Here is an 18,825-nt window from a genome sequence, read left to right as displayed (position 1 = left end):
TAGCAGACAAAAGCAGGCAAGGTATTAAGAATGCTATTATTCCGTGACATGTTTGCTAGTCATTACAAAGTGTATTGGCTGAATTTCTGTCAGTAAAGGGATATTTCAGCCATTAAGCGGCTTTACAGGGCAGGGGGTCGGCTGATTTGCTTGCGGTGTTTTGGCGAGATAGCTCCAGGGGGGGGCCGGTGATTAAACCTGATAAGTTTACTTTATCCTTTGTTTATACTTCGACATTTCAGGTTTTAGCTGTTTTAGTTTATTGGCCGGCTCTGGCAAGCGCGAAGATCACCGGGTATGGCTATAAAGTTTCAGGCCTGAAGCTTATTGACTGATCAGGGCTTACGGTATTGAGTACATAAGCGGCCCAGTAAAAAGGGTGATTGTAGGCCGGGATAACTCTCATATCATTTTGTGCGGCGCGCAGGGCTTGATCGACCTCACCAAGCTGTTTCAGGCGATGATAGAATAACTGCATGAATTTTGCGGAGGCCTTGTCGGCCACCGGCCATAAGGTCGAGATCACATGTTTTGCTCCCTGCGAGATAAATCCCCGCGACAGGCCCAGCATGCCTTCACCGTCCATGCTTTTTCCCATACCGGTATCGCAGCCGCTGATGACTACTAACTCATTATTAAAGCGGAAACTAAAGAGCTCGGTCAGGGTAATAAACCCCGGCTCATATTCTCCCTGTTGGTCATTTGCCGATAAGGCGAAACCTATGTTATCCGGATTAAGCGAATGAAAATATCCGTGTGAAGCTATATGTAAAATACGGGCATGTCGTACTTCTTGGCTTCTCAAATTTGTGCGGTTGGCCGCTGCGCCTGTATAAATCTGATAGCGCTCTTTTGCGAAGGTTTTTTCCAGGTTGCCGGCTTCACGGGCGGTCCAGGGCAAGGGAGGTAAATTACGTGACCAGCTTTGCAGGGGGGCTTTATTTTCCGGATATTCATATTGACTGTTTACTAGTGGCGAGAGTTGCGGATCGGCAAACATGGCAAGATCTAAAACATAGCTGTCGCCATTGCTCTTACTCATAAAATAACTGGAGATGGAGGGCACCACCTGTAAATTAAACTTTGAGCTTAAGGGTTTATACGCCGGTAAAGTACTGATAACAGGCAGGGCAGAAAAAGGGAGAGCATGTAAATTACGATGCAGCACCAGGATAAGATCTTGAGTGTCATCTGGAATAGGAAGTGGCGCCAGTAATAATTCCGATAATGCATTCAGTGTTTGATAGGGGGATGAGTTGAGATCTGATACCTGGCTTCTTGCTTGCTGAATTAATTTATTTAAATCCTCAGGGGCGCCGAGGTGGTGTAAGGCAATATTAGATTTGGTAATGACAAGCGCATATACGGCATTTTTTAAGGTGAGATAATAAAGTACCGTTTGTTGCTTTCCCAGCTTTTCCTGTATCTGTTTATGTTCAAGTACCGGCGGAATAGGAGCATTCTTTTTACCGTTTAACCGCGCAAAGTTTAATAATTCATGTTCATGATAAAAGCTAAGGGGCAAAGGGGTATAGGTTTTATTTGTGCTGTTAGTGGCATGGCTGTCGGCAAGTTCACTTAGTGTGATTAAATGATCTGTCGCCTTATTTTTGTGTTCTTGCTCATCAGAAATAGCAAACTCTCGCCTTAAGGTTATTGCACGGGATCTCTCTAACACATCAAGCGCTTGATATAACTGTATGGTATCGCCGCTTTTCAGGTATTGATTCAGAAAGATTTCGGCGACATTCAGAAATATGTCATGGGTGATTTTACTCCAGGCAGGGCCCAGACGCTCTGCCTCCAGGTGCTGGTGAAGCTGCTCTACCTCTTTCAGGGCTTTTTGTCCGTATGTTAACGCTTTTGGAGAATTACCAAGGGCTTTGTATATCTGCATGGCTTCATTGAGTATTTTTATATGCAGGCTTGGATTTCGTGAAGACAGAGAATATTTTAATGCCGTTTGAACATTCGCCAGTGCCTTATCGAGTTTACCTTCCCGATAATTAAGTTTGGCATATTGGTTGAGTACCAGAGAGTATAAGCCGCTGTCCTGGCCAATATCCGGTACTAACTCAGCTATGATCGACTCTGTGGTTTCCCTGGCATCCTGGATTCTGCCTAAATGGATATAGTCTTCAGCAAGTTCATATTGTGCTGTTAGCAACAGTTCCCGGTTGTTTTCCTCAATGGCACTACGGATACAGAGATTATGATGGATTAAAGCCGTTTGTGGCCTGCCCATTAGCCGCTGGCTATTGCCTAAACTGCATTGCAATTGTGATAAACGAAACCGTGATGACTGGCCTTGTCCCGCAATCTCTAACGCCTTCTTTAAAAAACTTTCAGACTTCTGGTAGTCGCCTAAGTGTTGATAAATTTTGCCCAGATTGGTGTATATGACCTGCAGCCTGAAGGGAGTGCCTTTGCGGGCGATTAAATCCAAAGCTTGCCAGTAATGCTCCCGGGCTTTTCGTAAACTGCCGATGCGTTGGTATAGGGTGCCCATATTGTTTTCAATATAAATTAACTCCAACCAGTCACCGGCATTTTTTGCATAATTACGGGCCAGTTCATGTTCATTAATGGAGGTGTTAATGTATTGTGCCCTTACTCGTCCGGTGGTGAGTTTGCTTGCCAGCAGGTAAACGTAACCTAAATTGTTATAAATGGCGCCTAACAGTTGTGCATCATTGCCTGCCAATATTCGGGCTTCGTTAAGCAGGGTTTCGCCGTTCTTGATTTGTCCGTCCATCAAGTAAGCTTCGGCGAGCCAGTTTTTCAGGTCGGCGATATCTTTTGCTGAGGCGGATTGTCCCGGAACCAGCAGCGATTCTGCTATGGTGACGGCATCGCTGAGGGGGGTTATGGCTGCTGTTTGTTTATTCTGTCTGATCAGGACCTTGCCTTTGCCCCAGAGGGCGGAGTAGCCCAGGAAGCTTTTTGTCGGCACTTTGGTCAATAGTGCCTGTGCTAAGGCCAGGGCACTGTCGTATTGGTAATTGACGATTTTGGCATTGAGGCTATAAAGGCGCGCATGGTTGGATAAATCAAACGCTGTGATGTCGAGCTTGGCCACCTGATCAAAGTAGGCGGATGCCAGTAATCTGGAGAGTTCAGTGTCTTCCGACCAGGCGCGGGCTGCTTTATCCATCAGCTCTATGGCATGGATAAGGTCGCTGCTTGCGTTTTTGACCTGGCTGATGTGATAGTTGCCTGTTGCAGCATCCTGGTATCGGCTAAAGAAACAAAGCTTGATGCCGGCCTTTTTTTCACCTGGCTTAATATAAATAAATTCATAACCATTGCGTCCGGAAGGCGTGTTGCTGCGGATTTCCCGGTTATCGAGCTTGCGGATAATGTGAATATCAAGATCATCTTGTTTTATGAGCAGCAGTAAAGGAGCATTTGCCGGCACCTGGCTTTGATATTCACCGAGTGGCTCTTGCCCCTGGCTATTGCTGGAGCAGGCAAAACCTGCTCCAGGATAGGTTATAACTACCCCTAATAACCAATAAAGCATGCCGGGATAACAGCCAGTCATAATCAATCGTCAGCAACTTTTTCCTTTATTGCTATTTTTCGCAAACCCAGGAACCGTGAACACCGTCGGAGAAGGTTAAATGATGGGTCATTTTTTTGCCGTCTTCGCTCAGGGTTAACCTTTCGCTCAGCGCCAGGCCGGGTACGCCGATTTGAATGATCATGGGACTTGAGATCAGCTCATTCCCCAGCACTCTGAAGAAGGCGCTTTCCATGGCGGTCCGGGATTCGAAAGGTTCACCCTCTAACACCTTGACTGTGGCATAGATATCACCATTTTTTTCGACCAGAGAAAATTTCAACCTTCCGCCTTTGCTGGGATAGTACCTGTCTTTGCTGCGATCTTCTGTTTTGGTGTTTTCGCCATTGGTGATCCATACCGTATCGGTAAAGCGCTTGATCACCTTTTTCTGGGTGGCAACAGGCGGAGGGAAATCCGGTAGGGGAGAGCCTTTGATTTCCCGTTTGCTGGTGACTTGTTTTGCTTGATTCATCAGTTTATTCCTCTATTACATAAGTAAAGTTCGGTATCGGTAACTGCTGTCGGTGTCAGGGTTTTGCCAGTTCAGGGTCGATGGCTGACAGTAAATCAATAAATTTAAAGTGTGTTTCTCCTGCATTGTTGCCTGTTTTTGTGGGGATATAGTCTGTCTTCCTGGCAGGTTTATCAAAAATTGACGGCTGGCTTAGTAAGATCAGCGAATAGATGACTTCGGCAACAATCAAGCTGCCCAGTGTGCCCAGCTTATGCCCGCTTCTGCGCTTTTTGGTTTGGCTTTGCGCCTCCGCCAGAATGTAATACCAGAGGGGAGTTTTTTTATCAAAACCATATTTCTTGCCGACATGATCCAAAATTCTTTTCTTTTTGGTTTTTCCGTCAATGACTATCTCTACTTTGGGGTTTAATTCACTTTTAGTGAGTAATTTCAATTTGAGGGCTTTAGTCAGCTTGGGATGCTCTTTTTTTATAAAAGCCATTAGCGTCTGGGTATCGGGCAAAGACAACTCATTGCCGCGCAATAAGTTCAGCAGGGGAATTTTCATCCTTCCCTTTCGAAAAGGCGGAATAAAAGAAAGGGAGAGGTTAATCTTTTCGGCAAGGTTAAAACCCACAGGTTTAGGGTCTTCCCTGGGAAGCTGGCTAAAGTAGAGCTTCCAGTCGATAACATAATCAGCCGGCAGGCCCGCATGACCGTTCATGCCGCCTTTGCCGGTCATAATAAATAAGGTTTTCAGGTCGACATTGCCGATAGTCTCGTTAACGGTATAGTCGCCCCTGACCATGGAATGGCCGAACCGGAAAGCTGCGGCTGAGAATTCCAGCGGCATACGGGCTTCTTCGGCGTAAGTGGTGTTCCACAGGTTCCTTTTTTTATCTCTGACAATGTATTTCCAGACCTTTTCGTCGATCATTTCATATAAAAAATCATATAACACCACCTGCTGGTAATGCAGGATGCAAAGTTTCCGGGCTTGTTCGTATAGTGCTTTGGCATCCGGTCTTTGCTTTCTTTTGGCCACTATTTTATCAACGAAGAAATTGTGCAGCTTTAAAAATTGTACATGCAGCTGGGCAATGATCAGGTTTTCATCATTACGGTTATCCTTGGTTTGGGCGAGCAAACCCTCTCCTCTGGGCAGGTCGTTTTCTGCCCTTAGTCTGCCGTCGGCATCATAGGTGGGCCCAAGGCGCATTTTGCCGGTTTGCTTATCGACGGCAACGTCAGGATCGTCAAAGCCTTCGCCGTAAACACTATCCAATTCCAGCGACGGTGTTCTCAATTGCTGCAATTCATTGATAGGGACTTCACCCGGTTCAAAATGATCGCTGTCGCCCCGCTTCATTCGGGTGGCATCGTGGGTGATAAACTGGCCCAAATAAACATAACCGGCATCAACCGGGCTGGGACCGTCTATCCTGACTTGTGTGATCACCTCACCCAGTTTGGTTAACGCCTCTTCCTTAAACCGGGTCGGCGGCAGGTTAAACAATGAGAAGAAGCTGCCTTTAATCTGTGACATTTGATTCATGTGTTGTCCTCCTGTGCTTATTTGGACTCTTGGTGGGTTAAGGTGATGTTTAAGCGTTTCGGCGCCAGCTTGTCATGACAGGGGATTGCTTCTATCAGATACAAGCCCGGTTGCAGCGGCTGACCTTCGAGGGTGATAAAGAAATATCCGGATTGATCCGCCAGGCGGCATTCGGTACTGAACTGCCCCTGAGGGATCTGCTTGTGGCTGACTTGTATTTTGTATTTTACCGTCGGATAGTCCGGCTCTGCTGGGATGCCGATACTGATGCTGTTTGTGCCCGCTGACAAAGGTATGGTGCGGGAAACGTGTTGTTCATTGGCGCTGCCGCGAAAAGTGTCAAGAAAAACTACCTGGGACTGTTTGGCCACCAGGCCCTCGGGGGAGGCCGGTATGCCGCCTTGGTATAAGGTAAACAAATAAACTCCCAATAAACAGCTAACTCCGGTGGCAAAACTGGCCCGCAGCGGCGTCATTAAGAAATCAAGCAGGGAAGTTTTGCTTTCATTCTTACTGTAATCTACTTCGGGTAAAGCTTTCATAAGCTGGTTATCTATCTCAAGTTGTTCAATTAACTCGGGTTTATCTATCAGGTATTCTTCAAATTCGATGCTTTCTTCCGGGGTGAGTCCACCGCGTAAGTACCTGGCAATGACATTTTTGTCTTTAATATATTTTGAGTCCATAATGCTTCACTTCTTATTAACGGTAGACCCGAGCACCTCAGTGATTAAGCTTAAACCGGTTTATTGTGCTGATTTACTAAGTGTCGCTAGGTTTGAACTTCTCTCACTAACATTAAATAAATTGCTATCTTGGTGTTGTCCGCAGGTAAGGGAGCTGTATTCACCTGGGCCAAAGTGATGCCGATAAAAATTAGCACTTCCAGCAGATCGGGCAGAGAGTTGTCTGAACCCAGCTTTATTTGTACCAGCTGTTTCAACCGGTTTCTGGCGCGATACAATACCTTGTCAAAATGCTCGGCAGATAAATCCATGGCTGCACAGATTTCCTGTTTGCTTTTGCCGTAGACAAAATAATCCCTTAATAGCTGCTTATCTCTTGGTACTGTCATTTCATCGACAAGCTGCTGTACCTTGTTAAATATTTGTTGAGAGCTGAGTTCTCTGAATAAACCGGGAATTTGATCGTCGCTGTAAATTTGAATGTCTTCACTGGCCGTGGTGGCGCGGCGTTTTTCTTTGCGGAAATGGGCAATCAGTAAATGAACGCCTACCTGGCGGATATAGCGGGCAAGGGCTGCCGGATTTTCGATGAGGTTTTCCCGGGCTTTATTGATAATGACAACGAAGCTGTCTTGGAGTAAATCATTGGTGAGTTCGGGATCCTGGCACTTGCTTAGTAAAATAAAGTGTAAGCCGCGCCAATAGTGCCTGACCAGGGCCCTTTCTGCTGAGCGGTCGCCTTCTTTGATTCTTTTCAGGATAGTTTCAGCAGAAAATTCAACGGTTTCGTTTTCTTTTCTCGCCATATAAACCTTATTGCGAGCATATACCTGTGAAATAGTAGCTACATTATAGACGAAGCTTTACCGGACCGAGGAAGAATAGCTGCCGGGAGGAGAAAAGTTATCGGTTTTATTTGCTATAAAGCCAGCCATTCGAAAGTGACATACGTCAAAAGTAACGTACGTCACTTTTGACGTATTAGCGAGGTGTTAAGCAGGGTTATTCTGCCTTGAGCTACAAGGCAAAAAAGATCACCAGGGCTACACTGATCGCCACAGCGCCTTCAAGCAAGGCAACGGCGACGTTGTGCTCTTTTTTAATGGCGTAGTCGATATTGACCGAGGGAATAAGCAGCTTATCTACCAGCACCCTGACCACAGGCAAAATGATAAAGGCGATCAGCGCATCAAGGGCAAATGAGGCAATACTCGACTGCCAGGAAACAAATTCCCCGCCCAGGGCATGCAACAGAATGATACCCAGTGCGATCACCGTGGCAGAGAAGCTGGTGCCGGCAGCGATATTGCCGCTTTCCAGCTCCTGTATCAGGCAAAAGTTGGTAAACAAGTCATAAATTTTCGTAAACAGCACCAGGGAGACCTGGCCCAGGGCGTAAAAGACCAGGGCGGAGAATATATCGCCATCCCTCATCAGCACGCCGCCGATAATCAGGCCGGAGGTGATATAACAGCTTGCCTGGGCCATGCCGACGGACAGGCTTTGTTTGGTGATGATTTGCCTGTGGTTGCAACACGAATGCAATAAAATCTTGTCATTAACCTGGCGCGATACCAGCAACAGCAGCATGCCCAAAGCCGTATATTGGCAAACCGTAATCAAATCTGCCTGCACTTCCTGGCCAAGACCGGTGATCACCGAACTGTAAATGATAGTATTCGCGGTGATAAAGCCCATAATGGAAACGCCCAGGGCCAGATTTTTTTTATCTATGATTTCGCTGAAGGTGTTGTAGGGGGTGGACAAGCTGTAAAGCCACCTGGAAGCAAATATTACAATCAAAAATACACCGATAAAGGCTAAATTAGACAAGTAGGTTAAGATTGAAATACCCATGTTTATTGTTCTGATTTTTAAAGGGGGCAGGAGTCTAGCACAAGGATAAATGAAGCTCCAGAGCAAGCTGGCGCTATCATCAACACCCGGTAAAGCGCCGGATATCGGCCCCAAAAGCAAGAGCAGACTTTTACCCTTGGATTTATTATACTGGCCACTGGATTTAAAATGGAAATTATCCAAATGAGGCAAATAGTTAGCGGATTTTTATTTCTAATTTCAGCGGTGCTGGCAACACCTTGCTCCGCTTCGCACTTTGAACGGCTGGATTATCTGACCGAAGAATATCCGCCGCTGAACTATACCGAACATGGCAAGCTCACTGGTTTGTCTGTGGTGCTGCTGGAGAAAATCTGGCAGGAACTTAACGTAAAACCACAAAAAATCCGGGTGTTACCCTGGGCACGGGCCTACCGCAACCTGGAGCAGCAGGATAATGTGGTGTTGTTTGCCATTGCCAAAACCAAGCAGCGCAAAGATAAATTCCAATGGGCCTGCCCGATAGAAACCACAGACACCAATGCGCTGATCGCCCTGAAGTCCAGCCGTATTAAAGTTAGCAGCTTTGACGAACTAGCCCAGTATGCCATAGGCACAGTGCGCTTTGATATTGCCGAACAGCTGCTGATGGAACAACTCTCTTCTACCATTAATATCGTCAGCAATGTCACCATGAAACCCAACCTGGAATTGATGGCCAAAGGTCGTATTCAAATGATCGCCTACGACCAGCAGGCGGCCAACAATATGATTATTCAATGGGGAGGGGACTTAGATGATTATGAAACTGTGTTTGTATTCCCGACAGCCTTTACCTGCTTTGCCTTTAGTAAACAAGTTGATCCGGCGTTGGTAAGACAATTTCAGCAGGCGCTGACTAAGATTGTCGCCACCGAAGAATACCGGCAATTAATGAAGCAGTTCTACTCCCGTGCGGTTGAGCAATAACGGCTGTCGATGCCCCCGTTTGTTTTGCCAAAGACACAGCGCTGATCGGTTCGGCCAGCTTAACCATAGCGGCAACAATTTTTCGTTTTTAGTGTATTATTAATATACAAAGTTTACTTTTTTTACTAATATGTAGTTGTAAAATACGTAAAGGTGGTGGTATGAGTAACTTGGCGCTGAAAGCAGATAATGCTTTTTTATATAAACGGGTAGAAAACATCTTACATCATTTAGAAAGCGATAATGTGTTAGACATCAATGTCAACGATGCCTCCACCCTGACCGACCAGCAGTTGCTTGAACAGTTGTTGTCTATTCATACCCGTAGTACCTATAAAAACGACAAACTGATAAAACGCCTGGAAATGCAGCGGGAAGGGCAAAAAAAGTTTATCAGTTTTTTAGGCACTTATGGCGGCACCGTCACCCAAACCAAATACGCGGAACTTGCCGGGGTCAGCAGGCAACACATCAGCGGCAAGATCAAAAAAGGCAGTTTAATCGCCATCAACGAAGGCTCCACCCCGCGCATACCGGTATTTCAGTTAGACGATAAAACCGGCGCTGAAATCTTTGGCCTGGACACGGTTAATTTAGCGCTGCAGGCACAGCAAGTAGGGCCGTCGATGATGTGTACCTTCTGGTTAAACCAACACGGCGGCCTGGACAACTTATCTCCCCGTAACTTCCTGCAAAAAAATCCTAATAAAGAAGCCGTTCAACAAGTTATCAAGTACGCCAGCCGGGTAGGGCAGCCGGGTTATTAATCCCTAAGTGTGATATTCCCCGTTATTTTTACGGCTTGTATTAACCGGTAAAAGCAAAATTAAGCTGTTCGCACAGTATTTCATAGCTATCATATCCCTGGTACTCAAAGTCATCAAGGGGCGTTTGTTCTGTTTGCTCGATAGCTGGATGAGACCAGATCGCGGCGCAGTCGAGCAAATCTCCCGACCAGCGGGAAGAATAAAGGATGCCGTGGCAATACCCGGAAAAGTTCTGGTAAAGGGCATCTGCCAGGGGTTGGGTGATATGATAAACATCATCACCCTCAATGTCCTGGGCGCTGAGTTTGAGCTGGGGCAGTAAAGCGCGTACATCGATTAGGGTTAACGGCCCGGTAAAAACCACCTTGCTGATTTCCCGCGGCGTCAGCATCTGGCTGTCAAAAAACCTTTCCTCTTTGGGGTCGGGCGTAACATGGGAAAATGCTTCGGCAAAGGCGCCTTTGGGGCTGTTGGCAAGATAGGTCATGCCAAAGTCTTGCTGACGGCCATTCCAGCGGCCTTTTTGCTGTTCGTTCTCGGGGCAAAACAGACTTAATGCAGCACTTTTTTGCTGGTTGTAAAACTGTTGCTGGACCCGGTAGGTGACGGCCATTTCAGCTGTTTTTAGTTTGCCGGGCGCTAGAGACGTCACCAAGGCGGTGAGCGCTTTGGCATCAAAATTATCCCTTGCTTGCTGCTTCCCTGTCTGACTCATGGCTGTGCTCTTGAAATTCCTTAAATTTACCCTGCTGTTAAATGCTGATAGGCTGTATTTGCCAGGGCAGGGGAATTATCATCAAATGCCCTGTGATAAGCAAACCCGTTTTGGACTTTCGTTATATTTAGCTCCTTATTCTTGTTTTTATTGCAAATAGCCTCATTGATAGCTGAGGTGATAACAACATCTGTAGTGCAAAAACAAAAGAGTATCTGTTTTTATGAGTAAGCTGAAATTAAGAAAGCCCTTTGCAAGCCCGGCAAGCAAAATTTATGTGTTTAACTTTCTCGATGAAAGCGAAAGCGGCGTGGTGCGGCGGCTGCAGGAGGATATGGTGATTGCCGCCAACTACTCGTCAGCCAAGGGAAGGTCGCCGTCAGAAATAATTGAAACCTTTGTTATCAATAATATCGAGCAGTGTTATGACGCTTTTCTTAAGGTGATTATAGATGCAGAAATGGGCCAGCTGCCCTTGATCCACCTGCTGGGCCACGGCAGCAAAGACAAAGGGCTAAAATGCACAGACGGCAGCTTTGTGCCTTGGCTCAAGTTAATCGACTTGTTTGAAAAAGTGATTTATACCGCCCGAGGCCAGTTGACCGTGATCGCTGCCGCCTGCCACTCCTTTGAACTTACCCGGCATCTTGAGCAATACAGCAAAACCCCATATGCCTTTTATTATGGTTATGACCGGGCGATAAGCTTAGGGGAAATGGAACAAGACCTAAGTGCCCTGTATCGGAATTTTATTGTCAATAAAGCGGATATCAGCGGCTCAACTTTAGCCATCAAGGTGCATTCAGAATACGATAACCTTGAAGCGGTTCGCGGTGCATTGCTGGTGCTGACCAACCCGGAACAGGCAAGAAAAGAAGGGCTTTCCAAAAGCGCATTAAGAAAGAAATTAGACCTTGATTTACCAGCCTCCGAGGCGCGAAAACGCTTTAATCAGATAGTGCAGTCCAAGGATTTTGTGATCCGGCTGATTAATGACTTGTTTCACCTGACTGAGCGTAGGCAGTTTATTCTCGAGGATGTAATAAATTACTGTGACAGCATGGAATTTGACCAGGAAAGCAACGAAAACTCCGCCAGATAGCGGCATTGCCAAAACGTTAACCAGCCAGAGAAAAGCTCAGCGTAAATAGCAGCCGGTTAGAGGCTTGCTTTGTTGGTTTTTTGAACATACGTGTCGTATGATGGTTAATGTTGCAGGTATCCCAGAAGTATTTCACAATCTGCCGCTATGTTATAACCCGTGAAAAGACAGGCTATTGTGACTGCCCTTCGGCTTAGCATAAGCTGCTTTTGCTTTCGGCAAGAAGGTCATTACTTTATCTATTTTCAATACATGCAGGGAAAGCAATGTTTGGCTTCTTTAAAAAATATGATGCACACCTATCGCCTGAAGTCTCAGGAAAAATATTGTTAAACGGCCAGCCCCTTGCAGGGGTAAAAGTTGAGCGTGAGCTGTGTTACATCGATGAAAAAAAAACGTATCGACAGCACTTTAACAGATGAACAAGGCTGTTTTAACATGCCAGCGGTCAACATACGATCTAAAGCTCCCGGTTGGGTTTTTGCCGAGCAAAGAACAAAACAAATTATCGGCATTGAGTATCAAAAAAAATTTCATGTACTCTGGAGCACCGTCTTAGCGGGAATAGAACCAGTTGAAAGCTATAACCAAAAGCTGGCCCAGTTAAATGCGGACCTGGCTAACCCATGTGTTGTTTTTACTTTTATGAATAAACACAACCCCAACAATCCGCATTGTGCCCGCAGTATTTGCCGCTGGCCTGAAGACTTTGAAATTTTCAGAACGGTTGAAGAAACATAGGTAAGAATTTCAATGTTTAGCTTATTCAAAAAGTATGATGCCCACCTGTCGCCTGAAATAGCAGGCAAAATATTATTAAACGGTAAGCCCCTGGTTGGAGTAAAAATTGAACGTGAGCTGTATTATATCGACGAAAAAAAACGTTTCGATACAACCTTCACCGACGAACAGGGATGTTTTAGCATGCCTGCGGTTAATGTAAGAACTAAAGCCCCAAGCTGGAACTTTGCCGAGCAATTTACCAAGCAGGTTATAGGCATTAATTATCAAAATAAGTTTTATGAACTCTGGAGCACTTTCTTGCCCGGTATCCAACCAATAGAAGCCTACAATAAAAAGCTGGCTTAGCTAAATGCGGATTTAAACAATCCATGTGTTGCATTTATGTTTGCCAATAAGCAAGATCCCAATAATCCCCATTGCGACTATAGCATTTGCCGTTGGCAAAACGATTTTGAAATAATAGATGAGTAGTTAATCATCATGGTCGATCTGCCATTAAGTGCTTGAAATATAGCGAGCTTTCGTCGATTGGTATTGCTGCCAATCCAGCTACTCTTCCAGGCAAAGCATGGCTAAGTTATTCCAGCACGCCTGTTGCCATTAACGCTAACCAAACCAGTATTAGTATGCCTGTTATTGCGAATGTCCAATAAAATACCCTTGCTAAAATGCGATCAAATTTACTGGTATGTTGAATAATTAAATCGGCATCGCTGTAAAAAAAAGACATCTGTGTTTTTCTAAACTTTCTTATTAGGTAACTCGGTAGAGCAATTGACTGGGCAACATTGATAATGTCCCAGCCGCTGACCAATTCCATACCCAACTTATGCATTGTTTTCGGGTTTTTTCTTAGTTTTCTTACTGTTAGTTGGCCAAAGAGGACGAAAAGAAGCCAGGATATTATTGTACAGCAAAGAATAAAAACGAATATTAATGTCGAGTAACTCATTATTTGTTAATCCAAGCCATTATTTCATCATAGTATTTACCACTGTTATTGGTAAGCTTGTAGTTGCCATACATAGAAGCTCCGGCGGCAGCACCAACAACAAAAGCCCCGCCAATTACTAATCCGACCCAACCTATCGGAGTTGCTGCTAGTAATAAACTTAGCCCATGAACTCCCGCATTTATTGTTACTGTGCCTGCTATAGCACTTATTGTAAAAGCACTTGATTCAATAAAAAGTTGACGGTGCCAGTTACCGCCAGCTCTGTGGGTATTTTGAATATTGCCTACACGGCTGGTAAAGTCGATCACCGCCAGGCCATTACCTAAGAACTTGGTGTATTTAGTAAGCTGGACTAGCTCACTTGCTTGTGCTTGGCTGGTAACATCCAGTTTAGTGACATTTCGGCTGCTTCTGGCTATATTTTTCCCTCTTTCAATATTACTGAGTGCTGTACCGCGCCGAGATTTTACCTGAGCCGTTACCGACTCCATTTCATACTGAAACTTCGTTTGTAACTCTTTATAGGCATGATTGACTTTTTGCTCTGCGGCTAGCCTATGGGGAGACTTGGCTTCTATAGCAACCCGGTATTGCATTAAGGCATCTTGGTATTTTTGTACTGCTTTGAGGAAAGCGCTGGCATTGTTACCATGAAAGCTGGTGGCAGCGCCGATAGAGCCAACCCCAAACTCGTATAGCTTTTTTCTTATTTCAGCCAGGGCCAAAACATTCTCACTGCCAAAAGACAGTGAAAGGTTGGCAAGATCCCGGGAAATATACATAGGTGCAAGCTGGTTCAGGGCACTTAAACCGGCGGCAGACTGATGAGGGGAAGGAGGCTCCAACAGATAAGGCGTATTACCTATAGCATATTCAGGTGTACGGCCATGAATATCCCTGAGTTGGTTCAGCTCTATACCGCATTGATCTTTAAAGGCCTGGCGGCCCAGTAATTGGTTGGTGAGGACAATTTCACTCATTTTAAAATCCTTTTCAAGCTGAGTTAGCAATTATGAGCAGTTTTGTGTTTTTGCTTAGTATAGTCGCTCAATTTTGATTGCTTGCTTTTCTCTTATCCGTAAAAGTATAAAGCTGTGCAGGCGCTGGTACTATTAAAGCATATCTGTTTGATAAATGAACACCTTATCAGAAGTAAAAAGCAGCAGGGGGAGTTGCTGTTTTGCCGGGCGCTCACGATTAAACAGGAATATCATCAGGTAAATGCTAAAAAGCTTCTTTTGCAACAGCGTCCATAATTCGTGATTCACTTAAAAGCCTGTTGGCTTGTTGAATTACTATCAACTTTAGTTCTTCTATAACCGAGGTATGCTGTTCGCTTAGCTCATAATTATCGAAATTGAGTTGTTCAACTCTTTTTAAAACAAAGGTTGTTAACTTATCTATGCGTTTTTTTAAAAAGTTAAACGGAATACCTGTTTCATCGGCCAGCGTTAATAAATCGTAAGCGGTAATTGTATGAATATCAAAATTATCACCGATAGCCATAGCCAATGAGGTATCGAGCTTGTTATTTTTTGATGCTTCATAAGTTATTGATACCAAGTCATAAAGTGGGGCTATTGTTATTCCGCTTTTTCCAAGATAAAAGCTCATATTTTTGCCATGTGCATCGCTATTACCAATAATTAGATTAAATATAAGCCAATCAACCAAATGCCGGGTTACTGCTGCAGGAATAGCGCAGTGCTGTGCGAATGAAAAGAGCTTGTTAAAGCTTACGCCGTCTCTTAAATGTTGAACATCACGGCCGCTACCGAATTGTTGTTCGTATTTAAATTCAGGTGGTAGATCCAATGCCTGGCAGGCATCTATAATATGGCGTTTTTCTACGCCGTCAGTTGTTCTTTTTCTGTCAAACCTTTCAACAACCAGGGCGCTGTGTTCCCCAAATTTTTTAAAGGATACGTTTGCAACTTTCAACCCTGCTTCGCGCGCTAGTGACATGCAAAATAATTCATTGATAACGATGGTTTTATATTTGTCAGAGGCAAACTTTAATATATGAGTGCTTGAATATTTACCATCGGCAAGCATAAATTTGTTTGCCGGATCTATATATACATTGAGTTTATTTTGGACCCCGGCAACGGATAAGCGATATTTTCCATCCCATGTAGTTAATTCCTGGATATCACCCGATGACAGCTTTTTTATTAGTTCTTCTGCTGTTACTTCTCTTAGTTGGGTTTGTTCTGCTTTATATTCATCGGGGAAAAAAGACAAAATTCCCGCAGTATCCATGCCTATAGTTTTCAATATGGCATAGAGATTTTTTTGAGATATATTTTGGCTATGCAGTAAGGTGTCAAAAGCATCGCCTTCGGGAAAAAGGTTTTTCAAAAAATTAGCGATAGTTTTCGGTGCGTAGTCTTCATTAAATGGGATAGCAGGAGATATCGGAAATCTGTGTTCTCTCCAATATTCAGAGTAGATAAATGTACATAAGCCAGGTTCAGAGAACACTAAGTCACCGACTTTTTCTGATTGACTATATACCGAAAGTTTGGGTAATGAATCAGAGCCAGTCATCATTATCTTCCTGAGTGTTCTCTGCCACTTTATTATCAAACCAAAGACTGATGCCCAGGTTATTAAGGATTTTAAATACAGTCGCCAACTTTACACTTTCCAGCCCCAACTCAAGGTTATGAAAAGCCTGTTTTGATACCCCACAGAGACTTGCTGCATTTTCAATGGATAAGTCTAAGGAGGTTCTTTTGAAGCGCACAAATTCTCCCAAACGTTCCATATTTATGGGAAGGGAAGAGTCCGGTGCTTCTGTTGGTATAACTCGTTTGGCCATCAACTTAAATCCTAATTAACTAGGATTAATATATCCAATATTTTCATATATAACAATAATCCTATTATAAGAGGATTATTGTTAAGTGTTAAAAGGCTAGTTATTAAAATCCTCCTTTATTAGGATTTTATATGTAGTATTGGAGGAGGTGTGCTCAGAATCTCTTTCGAATAAGATAAAGCTTAAAGTCATTAAATGACTAATGTGCAGGAGTATTAGTTATTGTACATTAAGTAAAATTGCAACAATGATTAATGTTCATAATCATTGTTAAATGTATCGATTTTGACTTTATTGTATACCTCAACCTAAACTGTTTTGGCTCTTACTCCATCAGACAGTTTTATCACTAAATCTCGATATAGCCGTAAAGTCCGGGTAGTGCATTACGGACATTAGCTATACAAATTTCGCCATATATTTTCTAATAAATTGTAAAGTTTATTTATGGCCCCATATCGAAATTAAGGGATATCAATTTGTGGATGCCTCACATTAATGCTTGGTGGCGATCAAGTAACTTTTTGTTCTTTTGGGTTCATAATACAGCTCCCGATAACTCGGTTACATTTATTATGAGTCAATTCAATGTCAACTCTAGCTAATTAATTCCTCCCCTAACCAATAGCTCATTTATACTCTATTCTTTAATAGCTGCATTGCTAGCTATGTCACAATGCTTGAAGTCAGAAATCAAAGGAATGAAAAATGACTACTGCAAACCTGGATCCTACGCCTATACCTGAAGAATACGCTATTCATATCGTTGAGAAATCAATGCCGGTGGATCAACTGATTATGATTCTCTATAACTTTCCTGAGCCATTAGTTTACGAGCATTTTAAGCTGGTTAACTCTCACATAAAAAATGACACTGTATGGCCTGGGCAGGTGGTACTGCTTTCTCCTGCGGATGCCACTCAATGCACGATAGAAGAGCAAGAGTTTTTAACCCTTGCCAAGCAAGTTGATCTTACCCTACTGAAGCTTGATGCATCAGAACGAGAAATATTGGCAAAACGCTATGATCTGCTCTCTAGTATCGGAACTTATTCCGGGTTATTGCTCGGAGTGGCCAATACATCATGGTCTGCTCATGTAGAGCAGGTGAAAGCCATTTTGGAAGATATAGAAGAAACTTATGTTACCAGTTATAACCGACAGGGAAATTTAAATAATCAGATATTCTTTCAACGTCGTAGAACACATTTTAATCGGCTAGATGCTGCTTTAGGCCGATTAGTTCAACCCGAAATTAGTGGCAGAATAGTTGCCGGTGATATCCGTTCTAATCTCGGGCTTAGCTCTAAAAGTACGATTCGCCAGTGGAAAAAATTAGGGGGTATTGCCGAAACCATACCTAACTTTGCGAGAAATTATGAGGCCATCGCAAAGATGTCACAGAACTTGAAACGTGTTGGTTATGTTGGCATGGCATTGACGGGACTGGATGCCAGCATCAATATTCGGAAAGCTTGTACAGCTGGTGAAGATGTAAAGTGCCGCCAAACCAAATACAATGAAACCGGAAAAGCGGTAGGTAATGTGTTAGGTGGAATAGGGCTTGGTTATGTAGCTACTGTGGGTGCTTGTTCTTTAGTGTTCAGTTTACCAACGGGTGGTACAAGCATGTTTTGGTGTGCTTTAGTTGTTGGTGCTGGTGGAGGTTATGCTGGAGGATTGGCTGGAGGGCTTGGCGGAGAAGAGATAGGTAAAGTAGTATACGAGATGAATACCAAGCATTAACATGGAGTTAGGTAACAATGAGTAATGAAAGCATTATCTATATTGCAGCAATGTTTTGTGCTGTTGCTTTTTTAGGTATCTTTATTTGGGTGTGTTTTGCTTTTTATTTAAAATCCAAATGGTTGCCTTATGTTGAGAACATACTTGATGGGCATCGATTTTATTCTTTAAATATTTTTCTGGCAGGCCATGGTATTTTAAGTTACGCAATCGTATTTTGTAGCAAATGGCATGCTCATCGTATGCGCATGTTAGAAAAAAGAGATCAAGTTCCCAAAAAAGTACAGCGTTTGTTTATCTTTAGCTTTTATTTTTTCATGGCAAGTGTTGCTTTATTTATTGGATCGGTTGGAGTTATTTATCTATTAAGAAAGATGGAGGCATAAACACACTCATTTAATGTTCGCGCTTTCTTAATTACAAATGGCTTTAATACTAAAAATAATTATTACTCTGTTGCTTTTTAAGGGGAATTACTTCTTAAGTGAATTGGTAATGAAAAGGGTGGTGGTTTATAACAGCCCTGCATTGATTCAAGCTACCAACCTGTTCTTCTTTATAGTGACGTTACTTCTACTGTTTTTCGGCTTTTTTGAGTTCTTGGCCTATATAGGGCTGCTTTTGTTGGGGTTTGTACTTTTCTCTCGTGCACTTGGTGATACGTTTTATTTTCTCTATGGCGTGTTTATTTTTGCCAGTGTGGTAGTGCCGTACGCATTGGGTTATGACGTAATGAGTTATTTGTTAGGGCCGGTTTTTGTTTATAGGGAATATTTACATAATGCGATCTTAGGGTATTAGTTTTATCCGTGGTAATGACATTGTGCATTGATGTACTAGGTTGGTTTATATATCAATGAATGAATTAAAAAGCCTATCTGTAAAACAAACTAAGCTGGGCTTTAGA

General features: G+C 43.6%; 19 protein-coding genes. 8 read left to right on the top strand and 11 right to left on the bottom strand.

Translation table 11 applies throughout. The annotated features are described in order from the left end of the window. Positions 1–301: 301 nt before the first annotated feature. The 6 genes from QL234_RS28765 to QL234_RS28740 form a co-directional block, all read right to left on the bottom strand. Positions 302–3,544: a CHAT domain-containing protein gene (locus QL234_RS28765; RefSeq protein ID WP_281561184.1), complete on the bottom strand. Its 3,243-nt coding sequence runs from the start codon at positions 3,542–3,544 to the stop codon at positions 302–304. Positions 3,545–3,575: 31 nt separating this feature from the next. Then, on the bottom strand, positions 3,576–4,037 hold the full coding sequence (locus QL234_RS28760) for a hypothetical protein (RefSeq protein ID WP_281561183.1): 462 nt from the start codon (positions 4,035–4,037) through the stop codon (positions 3,576–3,578). A gap of 55 nt (positions 4,038–4,092) precedes the next feature. Further along, positions 4,093–5,574: a peroxidase family protein gene (locus QL234_RS28755; protein WP_281561182.1), complete on the bottom strand. Its 1,482-nt coding sequence runs from the start codon at positions 5,572–5,574 to the stop codon at positions 4,093–4,095. Between the two features lie 17 nt (positions 5,575–5,591). After that, positions 5,592–6,260, bottom strand: a complete 669-nt coding sequence (locus QL234_RS28750) for a hypothetical protein (RefSeq protein ID WP_281561181.1) — start codon at positions 6,258–6,260, stop codon at positions 5,592–5,594. 86 nt (positions 6,261–6,346) lie between these two features. Further along, entirely contained in the window at positions 6,347–7,066 is a 720-nt protein-coding gene (locus QL234_RS28745; protein ID WP_281561180.1) for a sigma-70 family RNA polymerase sigma factor, read from the bottom strand. A gap of 211 nt (positions 7,067–7,277) precedes the next feature. Next, entirely contained in the window at positions 7,278–8,117 is an 840-nt protein-coding gene (locus QL234_RS28740) for a DUF350 domain-containing protein (RefSeq protein ID WP_281561179.1), read from the bottom strand. A gap of 183 nt (positions 8,118–8,300) precedes the next feature. Between QL234_RS28740 and QL234_RS28735 the strand changes: the two genes are divergently transcribed. Both QL234_RS28735 and QL234_RS28730 read left to right on the top strand, forming a co-directional pair. Further along, positions 8,301–9,065 carry a transporter substrate-binding domain-containing protein gene (locus QL234_RS28735; RefSeq protein WP_281561178.1) on the top strand — a complete coding sequence of 255 codons (765 nt, stop codon included), beginning with the start codon at positions 8,301–8,303 and terminating at the stop codon, positions 9,063–9,065. A 161-nt stretch (positions 9,066–9,226) separates the two neighbouring features. Next, the gene (locus tag QL234_RS28730) at positions 9,227–9,832 is read left to right on the top strand and encodes a hypothetical protein (protein WP_281561177.1); all 606 of its coding nucleotides are present in this window, start codon (positions 9,227–9,229) and stop codon (positions 9,830–9,832) included. Positions 9,833–9,872: 40 nt separating this feature from the next. Here the strand turns inward: QL234_RS28730 and QL234_RS28725 are convergent, their stop codons facing one another. Next, the gene (locus QL234_RS28725; RefSeq protein ID WP_281561176.1) at positions 9,873–10,547 is read right to left on the bottom strand and encodes an RES family NAD+ phosphorylase; all 675 of its coding nucleotides are present in this window, start codon (positions 10,545–10,547) and stop codon (positions 9,873–9,875) included. Between the two features lie 223 nt (positions 10,548–10,770). Here QL234_RS28725 and QL234_RS28720 point away from each other — a divergent pair, with 223 nt between their 5' ends. The 3 genes from QL234_RS28720 (at position 10,771) to QL234_RS28710 (ending at position 12,738) form a co-directional block, all read left to right on the top strand. Next, positions 10,771–11,649 carry a hypothetical protein gene (locus tag QL234_RS28720; protein WP_281561175.1) on the top strand — a complete coding sequence of 293 codons (879 nt, stop codon included), beginning with the start codon at positions 10,771–10,773 and terminating at the stop codon, positions 11,647–11,649. A gap of 384 nt (positions 11,650–12,033) precedes the next feature. After that, on the top strand, positions 12,034–12,390 hold the full coding sequence (locus QL234_RS28715) for a DUF6795 domain-containing protein (RefSeq protein WP_281561174.1): 357 nt from the start codon (positions 12,034–12,036) through the stop codon (positions 12,388–12,390). A 12-nt stretch (positions 12,391–12,402) separates the two neighbouring features. Beyond that, entirely contained in the window at positions 12,403–12,738 is a 336-nt protein-coding gene (locus QL234_RS28710; RefSeq protein WP_281561173.1) for a DUF6795 domain-containing protein, read from the top strand. A gap of 232 nt (positions 12,739–12,970) precedes the next feature. Here the strand turns inward: QL234_RS28710 and QL234_RS28705 are convergent, their stop codons facing one another. The 4 genes from QL234_RS28705 to QL234_RS28690 all read right to left on the bottom strand — a co-directional run bounded on the left by QL234_RS28705 (position 12,971) and on the right by QL234_RS28690 (position 16,172). Beyond that, positions 12,971–13,213 (bottom strand): hypothetical protein, encoded by a 243-nt coding sequence (locus tag QL234_RS28705; protein WP_281561172.1) that lies wholly within the window; start codon positions 13,211–13,213, stop codon positions 12,971–12,973. A 131-nt stretch (positions 13,214–13,344) separates the two neighbouring features. Beyond that, positions 13,345–14,328 (bottom strand): hypothetical protein, encoded by a 984-nt coding sequence (locus tag QL234_RS28700; protein WP_281561171.1) that lies wholly within the window; start codon positions 14,326–14,328, stop codon positions 13,345–13,347. Between the two features lie 244 nt (positions 14,329–14,572). Beyond that, the gene (locus QL234_RS28695) at positions 14,573–15,901 is read right to left on the bottom strand and encodes a HipA domain-containing protein (RefSeq protein ID WP_281561170.1); all 1,329 of its coding nucleotides are present in this window, start codon (positions 15,899–15,901) and stop codon (positions 14,573–14,575) included. Continuing rightward, entirely contained in the window at positions 15,885–16,172 is a 288-nt protein-coding gene (locus QL234_RS28690; protein WP_281561169.1) for a helix-turn-helix transcriptional regulator, read from the bottom strand. Before QL234_RS28690 ends, QL234_RS28695 begins: the two co-directional genes overlap by 17 nt. 708 nt (positions 16,173–16,880) lie before the next feature. Here QL234_RS28690 and QL234_RS28685 point away from each other — a divergent pair. From QL234_RS28685 to QL234_RS28675, 3 genes are all read left to right on the top strand, one after another. Beyond that, positions 16,881–17,918, top strand: a complete 1,038-nt coding sequence (locus tag QL234_RS28685; RefSeq protein WP_281561168.1) for a hypothetical protein — start codon at positions 16,881–16,883, stop codon at positions 17,916–17,918. A 17-nt stretch (positions 17,919–17,935) separates the two neighbouring features. Further along, positions 17,936–18,304 (top strand): hypothetical protein, encoded by a 369-nt coding sequence (locus QL234_RS28680; RefSeq protein ID WP_281561167.1) that lies wholly within the window; start codon positions 17,936–17,938, stop codon positions 18,302–18,304. 109 nt (positions 18,305–18,413) lie between these two features. Beyond that, positions 18,414–18,719: a hypothetical protein gene (locus QL234_RS28675; protein WP_281561166.1), complete on the top strand. Its 306-nt coding sequence runs from the start codon at positions 18,414–18,416 to the stop codon at positions 18,717–18,719. Positions 18,720–18,825: the final 106 nt, after the last annotated feature.

Source organism: Thalassomonas sp. RHCl1, assembly GCF_947387555.1.
Lineage (GTDB): Bacteria > Pseudomonadota > Gammaproteobacteria > Enterobacterales > Alteromonadaceae > Thalassomonas.
Note: the sequence above shows the minus strand (reverse complement) of the source record. Positions and strands in the feature narration are given on the sequence as shown.